Source organism: Glaciibacter kafniensis (assembly GCF_039538945.1).
GTDB classification, from domain to species: Bacteria; Actinomycetota; Actinomycetes; order Actinomycetales; family Microbacteriaceae; genus Cryobacterium; species Cryobacterium kafniensis.
Genome location: NZ_BAABCN010000014.1, coordinates 1 through 13,358, shown reverse-complemented (window position 1 = coordinate 13,358; position 13,358 = coordinate 1). Strand labels below are relative to the sequence as shown.

The window sequence follows — 13,358 nt, the reverse complement described above, 5'->3', positions numbered from 1 at the left end:
CGGTCAAGCTCGGCGAGAAGTGTCTGCCGAGGGTCGCCGTTTGTGCTGAGAGTCACCCGCTGAGCGGGTCATCTCGGGGCAACGGCGTTTCTCGCGTTAACGACCACGCGCATCCGCCGAGTTTGACACTTGCGGTCGAGTTTCCCTGGCACACCGGGGTACCTCGACCGGAACGGTCAAGCTCGGCGAGGTCTGGAGCACCAACGAAGCGGATGCGCACGCGGGCCGCGACCGCGGACACCAGGCACAGCGCGGGCCGGTAGGTTTGTTGTATGGCTTTTTCGGTGGCAGTAGCGGGCGCAAGCGGTTATGCGGGCGGTGAGCTGCTGCGGCTGCTCGCCGGACATCCGGACTTCGAGGTGCGAACCGTCACCGCGAACAGCAACGCCGGCGCGCGACTCGTCGACGTGCAACCGCACCTGCGCTCCCTGGCCCATCTGACCCTCGTCGAGACGACGCCGGAGACCCTGTCGGGGCACGACGTGGTCTTTCTCGCCCTGCCGCACGGCAAATCCGGCGAGCTGACCTCGCACCTCCCGGCCGACACCCTGGTCGTCGACTGCGGCGCCGACCACCGCCTCGAAAGCGAAAGCGACTGGGCGGCGTTCTACGGCGGCGACTACTACGGTGCCTGGGCCTATGGCGTGCCCGAACTTCCGTTGGCGCTGGCCGACACACCGGGCGACACGGCGACCGGCAAACAGCGCGACCACCTCGTCGGCGCCCGCCGCATCGCCGCCCCCGGCTGCAACGCGAGCACCGTCTCGCTCGCCCTTGCTCCCGGCATCCACGCCGGCGTGATCGAGGCGACCGACATCGTCGCCGTGCTCGCGGTCGGCCCCTCGGGTGCCGGCAAGGCGCTCAAGGTTGCGAACCTGGCCGGCGAGATCCTCGGCTCCGCCAACCCGTATGCGGTGGGCGGGGTGCACCGGCACATCCCCGAGATCCAGCAGAATCTGCGTTGGGCCGGCGCCGTGGACCCGACCATCTCGTTCACCCCGGTGATCGTGCCGATGTCGCGCGGCATCCTCGCCACCTCCACGGCTCGCATCGTGCCAGGCACCTCGGCCGCCGACGTGCGCGCCGCCTGGGAGAACGCCTACGCGAACGAGCCGTTCGTGCACCTGCTGCCGGCCGGCCAGTTTCCGCGCACCGCCGACGTGCTCGGCGCGAACACCGCTTTGATCGGTCTCGCCATCGACGAGGCCGCCGGCCGCGTCGTCACGGTGACCGCCGTCGACAATCTGGCCAAAGGCACCGCCGGTGCCGCCATCCAGTCGGCGAATATCGCCCTCGGACTCCCCGAAACCTCGGGACTTAGCGTGAATGGAGTTGCCCCGTGAGTGTGACCGCCCCCGCCGGATTCATCGCAGCCGGCGTCACTGCCGGCCTCAAGAAATCAGGCGGCCTCGACCTCGCCCTGGTGCAGAACCTCGGCCCGTTGCAGAACGCGGCGACGGTCTTCACCAGCAACCGCTGCAAGGCCAACCCCGTGCTCTGGAGCGAGCAGGTCATGCGCGACGGCCGCGTGAGCGCCATCGTGCTGAACTCCGGCGGCGCCAACTGTTACACCGGAAAGATCGGCTTTCAGACCACGCATGCGACAGCCGAAGCCGTCGCGGAAGCCCTCCAGGTGTCAGCCGGTGACGTGCTCGTCTGCTCGACCGGCCTGATCGGCGACCAGCTTCCGCTCGGCAAACTGACCGCCGGTGTGCAGGAGGCGGCTGCCGTGCTGGCGACGGATGCCGCCGCATCCGCCGACGCCGGATTGGCCGCCGCGCAGGCGATCATGACCACAGACACCCGCCCGAAACTGTCGAGCCACCGTTCGCCGACCGGCTGGTCGATCGGCGGAATGGCCAAGGGCGCCGGCATGCTCGCGCCGGGCCTGGCCACCATGCTCGTCGTTATCACGACCGACGCCGTTCTCAGCTCCCCGCAGCTCGACGTCGCCCTGCGCGCGGCGACCAGGGTCACCTTCGACCGCCTCGACTCCGACGGTTGCATGTCGACCAACGACACCGTGAGCCTGCTCGCTTCGGGCGCCAGCGGTCTCGACGCCGACCTGACCGAGTTCACCGACGCGCTCATCGCGCTTTGCACCGACCTCACCCTGCAGCTGCAGGAAGACGCCGAGGGGGCAGCCCACGACGTGGCGATCACCGTGCAGAACGCCGGCAGCGAAGACGAGGCAGTGCGCGTCGCTCGCGCGGTCTCGCGCAGCAACCTGTTCAAGGCCGCCATCTACGGCAACGACCCCAACTGGGGCCGGGTGCTCGCCGCTGTCGGCACCGTCGACGCGGCGGATGCCGCCTTCGACCCGTACGGCATCGACGTCGCGATCAACGGCGTGCAGGTGTGCACGGCGGGGGAGCCGGACCAGCCGCGTGAGCTCGTCGACCTCAAGCCCCGCGCGGTTTCGGTCGTCATCGACCTGCACGAGGGATCTGCAGCGGCGACACTGTGGACCAACGACCTCACCCACGACTACGTCGAAGAGAACAGCGCGTACTCCAGCTGATGGCCGACGAGACGAGCAAGCCGGCTTCCGCCGCGGCCGAAGTTGAAGCTGAAACCGTGACTGAAACCGAAGCTGAAACCGCGACTGAAACCGAAACGAACACCCCCGCCGAAGCCGCCGTCAAGGCCGCAACCCTGATCGAGTCGCTGCCGTGGCTCAAACGCTTCCACGACCAGATCGTAGTCGTGAAGTTCGGCGGCAACGCGATGGTCAGCGACGAGCTGCAGCGCGCGTTTGCCGAGGACATGGTCTACCTCCGCTACGCCGGCATCCGCCCGGTCGTCGTGCACGGCGGTGGCCCCCAGATCTCGGCCATGCTCGCGCGGCTCGGCATCGAAAGCGAGTTTCGCGGCGGCTACCGCGTCACCACGCCCGAAGCCATGGACGTGGTGCGCATGGTGCTCACCGGTCAGATCAACCGCGACCTCGTCAGCCACATCAACGAGCACGGCCCGTTGGCTGCCGGTCTCTCCGGTGAGGATGCCGGCCTGTTTCGCGGTCGCCGCCGCGGAGTCGTCATCGACGGCGAAGAGGTCGACCTCGGACTCGTCGGCGATGTCATCGGCGTCGATCCCGAGGCCGTGCACGCGCAGCTCAACGCCGGCCGCATCCCCGTGGTCTCGTCGATCGCTCCCGACGGTGATGTGCCGGGGCAATCGCTCAATATCAACGCGGATGCCGCCGCCGCGGCCCTCGCGGTGGCCCTCGGTGCCGCAAAACTCGTGATTCTCACCGACGTCGCCGGTCTCTACAGCGATTGGCCCAACCGGGATTCGTTGGTCACCGGCATCGACACGACGGCGCTGCGGGAGCTGCTGCCGAGCCTCGAATCGGGAATGATCCCCAAGATGACCGCCTGCCTCGATGCCGTCGACGGCGGAGTCGAGAAGGCCGCGATCATCGACGGACGCATCCCGCACTCGATCCTGCTCGAAATTTTCACACAAGACGGAATTGGTACAGAGGTGGTACCCGCATGAGCAACGCCGGCACGAACGACACCAACGCGAACGGCAACCTGAACGACGCCGGCACTCCCGCGTCGGTGACACCCACCTGGCAGCAGCGCTACAGCGACTCGATGCTCCCGGTCTTCGGCATGCCGCTCGCCCTGCTCGTGCGCGGTGAGGGCTGCTACGTCTGGGACGACGAGGGCACTGAATACCTCGACTTTCTCGCCGGTATCGCCGTGAACGCACTCGGCCACGCGCATCCAGCCCTCGTCGCCGCGGTCACTGAGCAGATCGGCACCCTCGCCCACGTCTCGAACTACTTCGCCTCGCCGCCGCAGATCGAACTGGCCGAACGCCTGCAGCGCCTGACCGGTGCCGGGCGGGCCGGCCGCGTCTTCTTCGCCAACTCGGGCACGGAAGCCAACGAAGCGGCGCTCAAACTCGCGCGCCTCAACACCGGAGACGGCGCAGACGGCAGCCGCACCCGCATTCTGACCCTGACCGACTCCTTTCACGGCCGCACGATGGGCGGCCTCGCACTCTCGGGCAAGCCCGCGATGCGCGCACCGTTCCTGCCGGTTCCGGCCGGAGTCGACCACATCGAACCCACCATCGCGGCGCTCGAAGCCGCCATCGACAGCACCGTCGCGGCGCTCGTCGTCGAGCCGGTGCAGGGCGAGGCCGGCGTCTTCGACCTGCCGGACGGCTACCTGGCCCGGGCCCGCGAACTCTGCACGGAGCACGGCGTGCTGCTGATTCTCGACGAGATCCAAACCGGGATCGCTCGCACCGGCGACTGGTTCGCCTTTCAGCACGAGGGCGTCCAGCCGGATGCCCTCACTCTGGCCAAGGGGCTGGGCGGCGGTGTGCCGATCGGTGCGCTGGTCACCTTCGGCGCGGCATCCGACCTGTTCAGCCGCGGCCAGCACGGCTCGACCTTCGGCGGAAACCCGCTCGCCACCGCGGCAGCGAACGCGGTACTGACCGTGATCGAGACCGACGATCTGGTCGCAAACGCAACGGCGCGCGGCCGGCAGCTGCGCGACATCATCGCGCGCATGGACTCACCGCTCATCACCGAGGTGCGCGGCCGCGGTCTGCTGCTCGGCCTCGGGCTGTCGCAGCCCGTCGCGGTCGAACTCGCGGCTGCCGCGCTGAACGCTGGGCTCATCGTCAATGCCCCCAACGCCTCGACGATTCGGCTCGCACCCCCGCTGATCGTCGGCGATGCCGAACTCGTCGAGTTTGAGCGACGATTCCGGTCTGCCCTCGCCAGCCTTTAGAGTTGTCCAATCCCCAGTCTGAAATCATCTGCTTCAGACACAATCGAAAGTGATCCCGTGACCCGCCATTTCCTGCGCGACGATGACCTCTCTCCGGCCGAACAAGCCGAGATCCTCGACCTTGCACTGGAACTGAAGCGAGACCGATTCGCGGTCAAGCCGCTCGCCGGCCCGCAGACGGTCGCCGTGATCTTCGACAAGTCATCGACCCGCACCCGGGTTTCGTTCGCGGTGGGCATCGCCGATCTCGGCGGCAGCCCGCTGATCATTAGCACCGCGAACAGCCAGCTCGGCGGCAAAGAGACCGCGTCAGACACGGCCCGTGTGCTCGAACGTCAGGTCGCAGCCATCGTCTGGCGCACATACGGCCAGGCGGGCCTTGAAGAAATGGCGAACGGAACCACCGTTCCCGTCGTCAACGCGCTCTCCGACGAGTTCCATCCCTGCCAGCTGCTTGCCGACCTGCTCACGATTCGTGAACACCGCGGCGACCTGGCCGGCCAGACCCTCGTCTTCTTGGGGGACGGCGCCTGCAACATGGCTCAGTCCTACCTGCTCGCCGGCGCGACCGCCGGCATGCACGTGCGCATCGCCTCGCCGGCCGGCTACTCGCCCGACGGCCAGGTTGTCGCCGATGCCGAGGCGATCGCCGCCACGACCGGCGGTTCGATCACCCTGTTCACCGACCCGGCCGCGGCCGTCGCCGGTGTCGACATCGTGATCACCGACACCTGGGTGTCGATGGGCAAAGAAGAAGAGAAGGCTGAGCGCCTGGCTGACCTCGGCGAGTACCGGGTCGATGCCACGCTGATGTCGCTGGCGAAAGCCGACGCGCACTTCATGCACTGCCTCCCGGCCGACCGCGGCTACGAGGTCACCGCGGATGTCATCGACGGCGCGCAGAGCATCATTTGGGATGAGGCAGAGAACCGTCTGCACGCCCAGAAGGCTTTGCTCGTCTGGCTGCTCGCCCAGAACGCGGCCTGATCGTGCAGCACGCCGAAGCCCGCGAGCTGCTCGTTGCCGCAGTCGGTCACCTCGACCAGCTCGATCGACACCTGCATGACTCGGATGCCGACGATCTGAGTTTGTTTGTCGCGGCTGAAACTGAACTCACGGCCGCCTTGTCGCTCGTCGGCAGCGTCGATGCCGAACTGCGCCGTGGCGTCATCAGCGACGGCGATCTCGAGACCGTTGAGATTCTGCGCCGCCGACTCGCGGAAACCCTGGGCGATGCCCCGGCGACCGCAACCGACAACGCGCTCGACCTCCCGGCGCTCCGTGCCCGTCTGGTGAGTGTCGCCGGCGAATTCGAAGCCGACGTGTTCGACCTCATCGCCGACATCGACGACGAAAACGAATAGCCCTCGCACGCACCGGCATCCGCCGATATCCCGGGCACGGCACCAGCCGTAACCTGCGTAAACTCGAAGTGATCAATTTCTGAAGGAGAACCATGGCTGAACGCATCGTCCTCGCCTATTCGGGCGGACTCGACACCTCGGTCGGCATCGGCTGGCTGAAAGACGCAACCGGCAAAGAGGTCGTCGCCCTCGCCGTTGACGTGGGACAGGGCGGCGAGAACATGGATGACATCCGTCAGCGTGCTCTCGACTGTGGCGCTGTCGAATCGATCGTCGTCGATGCCAAAGACGAATTCGCCGACGACTACATCGTTCCGGCGCTCAAGGCCAACGCGCTGTACCAGAAGCGCTACCCGCTGGTTTCGGCGCTCAGCCGCCCGCTGATCGCCAAGTACCTCGCCTCCACCGCCAAGGAGCTCGGCGCTGATTCTGTCGCGCACGGTTGCACCGGCAAGGGCAACGATCAGGTGCGTTTCGAGGCGGCCGTTGCCGCTCTCGCGCCCGACCTGACCAGCATCGCCCCCGTGCGTGACCTCGCGTTGACCCGCGACAAGGCGATCATCTACGCCGAGCAGCACAACCTGCCGATCCTGCAGTCGAAGAAGAACCCGTACTCCATCGACAAGAACGTCTGGGGCCGCGCGGTCGAGACCGGCTTCCTGGAAGACCCGTGGAACGCGCCGATCGAAGACCTCTACGAGTACACCCAGGATCCCAGCGTCTACCGTGAGGCCGACGAGGTCGTCATCACGTTCGACCAGGGTGTTCCGGTCGCCATCGACGGTGTGCCGCACACCCCGCTCGAAATGGTTGTCGCGATGAACGCCCTCGCCGGCAAGCACGGCGTTGGCCGCATCGACATGGTCGAAGACCGCCTCATCGGCATCAAGAGCCGTGAGGTCTACGAAGCTCCCGCCGGCATCGCCCTGATTGCCGCACACGAAGAACTCGAAAACGTCACGCTCGAGCGCGACCAGAACCGCTACAAGCGTTCGATCGAAGCCAAATGGTCTGAGCTCGTCTACGACGGCCTCTGGTTCTCGGGTCTCAAGCGCTCGCTCGACGCGTTCATCGACCACACCCAGAAGTATGTGTCCGGCGACATCCGCCTCAAGTTGCAGGGCGGCACCGCCGTGGTGACCGGCCGCAAGTCGGAGCAGAGCCTCTACGACTTCAGCCTCGCCACCTACGACACCGGTGACACCTTCGACCAGTCGCTGGCCAAGGGCTTCATCGACCTCTGGTCGCTGCCGAGCAAGATCTCCGCACGCCGCGACCTCGCCGGCAAGTAGGCATCCGTATGTCTGGCGACGACGTCGCAAACCGTGCCGGTGAGGCGGGCGCCCTCTGGGGTGGCCGCTTCGCCGGCGGGCCTTCGCCCGAACTGGCGCGGCTGAGCAAGTCGACGCATTTCGACTGGCAGCTGGCCGAGTACGACATTCGTGGTTCGCGTGCGCACGCTCGGGCACTGGCTGCGGCCGGCTACCTGAACGATGAGGAGCTGGCCGACATGGTCAGCGCCCTCAACACGTTGGAAGAGGCCGTCATCGACGGCCGTTTCCAGCCCGCACCGACCGACGAAGACGTGCACTCCGCCCTGGAGCGCGGCCTGATCGATCTGACCGGAGTCGAGCTCGGCGGCAAGCTGCGCGCCGGCCGGAGCCGCAACGACCAGATCGCCACGCTCATCCGGATGCTGCTGCGCGACCACGCCGCCAAGCTCGCGACCCTGCTGATCGAGCTCATCGACGCACTGGCCTCGCAGGCCGAAGCGCACGCCGACGCAATCATGCCCGGCCGCACCCACCTGCAGCACGCTCAGCCGGTGCTGCTCGCACACCACCTGCTCGCGCACTGCTGGCCGATCGTTCGTGACCTCGAGCGCTTCGCCGATTGGAGTCGCCGCGCCGACTTCTCGCCCTACGGTTCCGGTGCCCTCGCCGGCAACACCCTCGGGCTGGATGCGCGCCTGGTCGCGACCGACCTCGGCTTCGGTGCCGTCGTCGAGAACTCGATCGACGGAACCGCGAGCCGCGACCTGGTCGCCGAGTTCGCCTACATCACCGCTCAGATCGGTATCGATCTGTCGCGCCTGGCCGAAGAGATCATTCTCTGGAACACCAAAGAGTTCGGCTTCGTCACGCTCGACGACGCCTACTCGACCGGTTCGTCGATCATGCCGCAGAAGAAGAACCCCGACATCGCCGAGCTCGCGCGCGGCAAGTCGGGGCGCTTGATCGGCAACCTGACGGGTCTGCTGACCACGCTCAAAGGCCTGCCGCTTGCGTACAACCGCGACCTGCAAGAAGACAAAGAGCCGGTCTTCGACTCGATCGAGACGCTCGAAGTGTTGCTGCCTGCCTTCACCGGCATGGTTGCGACCCTGCGTTTTCACACCGATCGCATGGCCGAGCTCGCTCCGCAGGGCTTCTCGCTGGCCACGGATGTCGCCGAATGGCTGGTCAAACGTCACGTCACGTTCCGCGACGCTCACGAGATCACCGGTTCGCTGGTCAAGTTCGCCGAAGACCACGCGCTCGAGCTGCACGAGGTCGACGATGCAGACCTGCAGTCGATCTCGGTGCACCTCGTTCCCGAGGTGCGTGAGGTGTTGACCATTCGTGGATCGGTGGAAAGCCGCGACGGACAGGGCGGCACCGCTCCCGTTCGTGTTGCCGAGCAGCGCGCCCACCTGGTGGAACGCGTGCGCACACTGGCGGCTGCTCTCACCGAATAGAACTTCACCGCTCATGGGCCTCGACCGCACGCTGTTTGATCAGCCTGCGGTCGAGGTCGCTCCGTTTCTGCTCGGGGCAGTGCTTCGCCATGCGGGAGTCGCAGTGCGTCTGACCGAGGTCGAGGCGTATCTGGGCGGGGGAGTCGATCCCGGTTCCCATGCTTTTCGGGGCCAGACCGCTCGCAACGCGAGCATGTACGGCCCATCGGGCCATCTCTACGCCTACTTCACCTACGGCATGCACGTCTGCGCGAATGTCGTCTGCTCACCGGCGGGACAGGCGTCAGGCCTGCTGCTGCGCGCGGGCGAGGTGATCGAGGGTCTCGAACTGGCGCGGGCGCGGCGAACGACGGCGCGTTCCGACCGGGATCTGGCCCGTGGTCCGGCACGCTTGACCGTTGCGCTCGGAATCGGGCTCGATGATGACGGGGCCGATCTGTTCGCCGCGCCGTTCGGGCTGACGCTGCCGGGGCATCCGCTGCCATATCTGACCGGCCCGCGCACGGGGGTCGGCGGTGACGGCGGCGGGGAGCTGTTTCCCTGGCGGTTCTGGATGCCGGGGGAGGCGTCGGTCTCGCCGTATAAGCGGCATCCGCACTCTCGTTGATCGAGGAGCAGCCGACGCAGGAGGCCGCGTCTCGAGATCAGGCGAGCCGATCTCTGAACGCTGGTCGCGTCTGAAGATCGGCTAACGGGGTCTCGAGCTTCCGGGCCGCTGCGCGGCATGGTGGTGAACGAATCTGACCATTTCGGTGGTCGAGGAGGCCGCCCGCGATCGGGTCGAGACCTCGCGAGCCACTGTTTGAACGCAACTCGAGTTCAAGGATTGGCTCGCGAGATCTCGAGACGCGTGCTCGCAAGCTCGCGCGCTCCTCGATCAACGAAATGGTCCATATGCCTAATAGACACGGGCTCGCTGCGCTCGCTCGTTCCTCGACCAACGAGGCCGGTGGATTACGCGATCGCGAGCCGCACCAGCGCGGCGCAGGCGCACGCCCAGGTCAAGCTGGCGAGGGTGCCGATGATGAATCGCTCGCGCGCCTCGGATGCCGCCAGCTCGGTGAACCGACCAACACCCTTGATCGCGACCACGACGGCGATCGCTTCCGGAAACCCCGCGAGAATCGCGCCGGTCACCGCAAGGCGTTCGAGGATGCCGATGGCCAGGCCGCCGCGCAAGACCTCGTGAACGGCTCCGCCCTCGTTCGTGCCGTCGGCCTGCACGGCAGTGTTGGCGCCGGGCGAGTCTTCAACCAGAATTCCGCCGTAGGCGCCGGGGGCGACTGAATCGCGCGTCGCGAGCCGGAGTGCGTACGCGGCGATCGGACCGCCGCCGATAACCGAGAGGGCGAGGGCGATGATTCCGAGCAGGGTGCCGAATGAGCTCTGGCCATCGGGGTTCGGGAGTGCCGCCAGAAGCAACGCTGCAGCAAGTGTTCCGCCCGACACGATGGCGTAGAGAGGTCTTGCGAACTTGAACGCAAACGCCGCAGCGACCAACGAGGCGACGGTGACGAGAATCAGCAACAACCAATAGAAGTAGCCGAAGAGGTCGATGGCGGGGTAGAAGTTCATGCGGCTGGGTCCGTCTCGGTTGTTCGGCGGTGCAGGTCGGTTAAGAGCTTAACGAGTGCGGGGCCCGCGGCCTGCTCGGCCCGCCAGGACGCGGTCTTGAGACGCTGGCTGATTGCAGCGGTCGAAATTCCGAGGCGCGATGCGGCGTCGGCTTGGCTGAGCCCCGTCTGCACAAGGTCGATGGCTTGCCACCCCTCGGGGGAGCGACGCTGCCGCAGAAGCAGCAGCATCCCGATCAGCGACTCGAGGTCCGCTGCGTCAAGAGCGGATGCCTCGAGGTCGGCAGCCTCACGGTCATGTGTCACACCGTCGTGTGGCTCACGGGTTCGCGCTTCAAGGCCGCTCGGTTCGGCCTCAGGGCTGATCGCGGCCAGAGCGAACCGGGTGTCGGTGCGTTTTGCGCGGGTGACGGCATCCCGTGCCGCAATGAATGCACTGCCGGCGGCCGTGCGGGTCGAGGCCGGAAGCGGCGTGCGCACCGCACCGAGGCCGAGGCCGATGCTCCAGTGGTCGGTGCGATGCACCAGCAGGATCGCGTCGAGAGTGGTCGCGGCATCCTCGATCATGACCTGGATCTCGTCACCCGCTGTTTGATCGGGGGGCAGAACGAATGCGGCTCGAAAATTGGAGTTCAGGGCGCGCATCAGGTCGCCGGCGCGGTCACGGTCGGTGCGGCTGTCTCTCTGATCGGCAGTGATGACATACATAGCGTTAAGCCTCCATCCCGAACTGAGCCTAATCAAGTTGCAAGGCTTAATCAAATCAAATTAAGTCTCAATCCTTAGCAAGCAGGAGGACGGTTGAGCTGGAGTTCGAAATCGAGACCGGGAGTGAACGCGACCGGCGGGCGTCGCGCTGGTAATCTGGCAGCGTGTCAGACCCCAGCATCCTCACCCAGCAGACCAACGATCCCTCCTTCGACAACGTCTGGGAGGAGATCACCTGGCGCGGCCTCGTTCACGTCTCTACCGACGCGACCGAACTGCGCGATCTTCTCGCCGGTGAGCCGATCACGTATTACTGCGGATTTGACCCGACTGCGCCGAGCCTGCACCTCGGAAACCTGGTGCAGCTGCTGCTGATGCGCCGTCTGCAGCTCGCCGGCCACCGTCCGCTCGGCCTCGTCGGCGGTTCGACCGGTCTCGTGGGCGACCCGCGACCGACCGCGGAGCGCACCCTGAACACGCGCGACACCGTCGCCGAGTGGGTGGGCTACCTGCAGTCGCAGGTGTCGCGCTTCCTCAGCGGCGAAGGCAGCAATGCCGTCACGCTGGTGAACAACCTCGATTGGACCGAGCCACTGTCGGCAATCGACTTTCTGCGCGAAATCGGCAAGTACTTTCGCGTCGGCACCATGCTCAAGAAGGATGCCGTCAGCGCGCGCCTGAACAGCGACGAAGGCATCAGCTACACCGAGTTCAGCTACCAGGTGCTGCAGGGCCTCGATTACCTCGAGCTCTACCGCACCTACAACTGCGTGTTGCAGACCGGGGGCAGCGACCAGTGGGGCAACCTCACCAGCGGCACCGACCTCATCCGCAAGGCTGAGGGCGCGAGCGTGCACGCCATCGGCACTCCGCTGATCACCAATAGTGACGGAACCAAGTTCGGCAAGAGCGAGGGCAATGCCGTGTGGCTCGACCCGTCGCTCACGAGCCCTTACGCCTTCTACCAGTTCTGGTTGAACACCGACGATTCCGACGTGATCGGCCGACTCAAGGTGTTCACATTCCTGGACCGTGCCGAGATCGAGCGCCTCGAGCAGGCTGTCGCGTTGGAGCCGTTCAAACGTGAGGCGCAGCGCGCGCTGGCGTTCCAGGTGACCAGCCTGGTTCACGGAGTGCCGGCGACGGATGCGGCGATCCAGGCCGCGCAGGCTCTCTTCGGCCAGGGCGACCTGGCCGAGCTCGACCCGGCAACGTTGGAGGCGGCACTGCGTTTGCTGCCGAACACGACAACCGCGCCGAATGCTCTGGTTGTTCAGTTGCTCGTCGACACCGAGCTCACGTCGAGCCTCGGCGAAGCGCGGCGTGCTGTCGCCCAAGGTGGGGTGTACCTGAACAACGTGAAGGTGACCGACGAAGCAGAGACAGTGGCGGGATCGGTTCTTCCTGGGGGAGTGGCTGTGCTGCGTCGGGGCAAGAAGACGCTCGCCGGAATCTTCGTCGAATAGCTCTCGCGCTCTCTCGAGGTTCATCCTCATCGTCCGAACGGGCCTCAGCATTCTGCTGGGGCCCGTTCGTCGTTGAGCGGATGTCGGTGGGTCGAGCCCATCTCGGCGGTCGAGCCTGTCGAGGCCCGGTCCCGTCTCCGCATCCGTGCGTCGAGCCGTGAGAAGTGATGCGTGTGAAACGTTTCGCACGCGTCATTTCTCACGGTTCGGCGGCCTACGGGCGGCTGGGGGCGTGTGGAGGGCGAGTGACGGGCGGGAGCCGACACGCCCGGGATGATTCGCGGTTTGCGGGGTGCTCGAAAACCCACGTATAGTCATCTCTTGTCACCCCAAAGGTTCGGTCAGCGGCAAGCTGAGCGGCCTCAAGCGGGGCCAATCCCAAACAAAACACAAACGGACTTGTTCGTTCATTCTTTGTTTGATGAGTTTGTGTGCTTCTTCGGGAGTGGATGAACGACAGTGTTTCAATCGAGTTGCCCCAGAGCGAAAGCCGTTTGTCGGCCTGAAGTTGGGTGCGTCCGATCCTTGAGAACTCAACAGCGTGCACAATGTCAAATGCCAAAAACCTCGTACCGGTTCTGCCGGTAGGAGATTCCTTTGGAAAACATTTATAACAACAAAGCAAGTCAGTAATGATTTGTTCTGTCAGTTTCAAACTTGTGTCTTTCCCGCCCATTCCGGCGGTGAGGCACACTAGATGTGACGCCGAGCTTGCTTGGTTAGTCAATCAAACATTTACGGAGAGTTTGATC

12 protein-coding genes are annotated in these 13,358 nt (G+C 65.8%); 10 read left to right on the top strand and 2 right to left on the bottom strand.

Going from position 1 to position 13,358, the window contains the following annotated elements; all coding sequences use genetic code 11:
• Positions 1-272: 272 nt before the first annotated feature.
• From argC to ABD791_RS17520, 9 genes are all read left to right on the top strand, one after another.
• Positions 273-1,343 (top strand): N-acetyl-gamma-glutamyl-phosphate reductase, encoded by a 1,071-nt coding sequence (argC, locus tag ABD791_RS17560; RefSeq protein ID WP_345069092.1) that lies wholly within the window; start codon positions 273-275, stop codon positions 1,341-1,343.
• Positions 1,340-2,521 (top strand): bifunctional glutamate N-acetyltransferase/amino-acid acetyltransferase ArgJ, encoded by a 1,182-nt coding sequence (gene argJ / locus ABD791_RS17555; RefSeq protein ID WP_345069090.1) that lies wholly within the window; start codon positions 1,340-1,342, stop codon positions 2,519-2,521. The genes argC and argJ overlap by 4 nt, the downstream gene beginning before the upstream one ends.
• A gap of 56 nt (positions 2,522-2,577) precedes the next feature.
• Positions 2,578-3,501 (top strand): acetylglutamate kinase, encoded by a 924-nt coding sequence (gene argB / locus ABD791_RS17550; RefSeq protein WP_345069089.1) that lies wholly within the window; start codon positions 2,578-2,580, stop codon positions 3,499-3,501.
• The gene (locus ABD791_RS17545; protein ID WP_345069086.1) at positions 3,498-4,757 is read left to right on the top strand and encodes an acetylornithine transaminase; all 1,260 of its coding nucleotides are present in this window, start codon (positions 3,498-3,500) and stop codon (positions 4,755-4,757) included. The genes argB and ABD791_RS17545 overlap by 4 nt, the downstream gene beginning before the upstream one ends.
• Positions 4,758-4,814: 57 nt before the next feature.
• The gene (gene argF, locus ABD791_RS17540; protein WP_345069084.1) at positions 4,815-5,744 is read left to right on the top strand and encodes an ornithine carbamoyltransferase; all 930 of its coding nucleotides are present in this window, start codon (positions 4,815-4,817) and stop codon (positions 5,742-5,744) included.
• 2 nt (positions 5,745-5,746) lie between these two features.
• Entirely contained in the window at positions 5,747-6,121 is a 375-nt protein-coding gene (locus tag ABD791_RS17535; RefSeq protein ID WP_345069082.1) for a hypothetical protein, read from the top strand.
• 92 nt (positions 6,122-6,213) lie between these two features.
• Positions 6,214-7,413 (top strand): argininosuccinate synthase, encoded by a 1,200-nt coding sequence (locus ABD791_RS17530; RefSeq protein ID WP_345069080.1) that lies wholly within the window; start codon positions 6,214-6,216, stop codon positions 7,411-7,413.
• A gap of 8 nt (positions 7,414-7,421) precedes the next feature.
• Positions 7,422-8,858, top strand: a complete 1,437-nt coding sequence (argH, locus tag ABD791_RS17525; RefSeq protein WP_345069077.1) for an argininosuccinate lyase — start codon at positions 7,422-7,424, stop codon at positions 8,856-8,858.
• 13 nt (positions 8,859-8,871) lie between these two features.
• Positions 8,872-9,465, top strand: a complete 594-nt coding sequence (locus ABD791_RS17520) for a DNA-3-methyladenine glycosylase (protein WP_345069075.1) — start codon at positions 8,872-8,874, stop codon at positions 9,463-9,465.
• A gap of 347 nt (positions 9,466-9,812) precedes the next feature.
• On the opposite strand, the gene ABD791_RS17515 is transcribed toward ABD791_RS17520, so the two are convergent.
• On the bottom strand, positions 9,813-10,433 hold the full coding sequence (locus tag ABD791_RS17515; protein WP_345069073.1) for a hypothetical protein: 621 nt from the start codon (positions 10,431-10,433) through the stop codon (positions 9,813-9,815).
• Positions 10,430-11,140: a DNA-binding protein gene (locus ABD791_RS17510; protein WP_345069071.1), complete on the bottom strand. Its 711-nt coding sequence runs from the start codon at positions 11,138-11,140 to the stop codon at positions 10,430-10,432. The genes ABD791_RS17515 and ABD791_RS17510 overlap by 4 nt, the downstream gene beginning before the upstream one ends.
• A gap of 164 nt (positions 11,141-11,304) precedes the next feature.
• Between ABD791_RS17510 and tyrS the strand changes: the two genes are divergently transcribed.
• Positions 11,305-12,606 carry a tyrosine--tRNA ligase gene (gene tyrS, locus ABD791_RS17505; protein WP_345069069.1) on the top strand — a complete coding sequence of 434 codons (1,302 nt, stop codon included), beginning with the start codon at positions 11,305-11,307 and terminating at the stop codon, positions 12,604-12,606.
• The last annotated feature ends 752 nt before the right edge of the window (positions 12,607-13,358 follow it).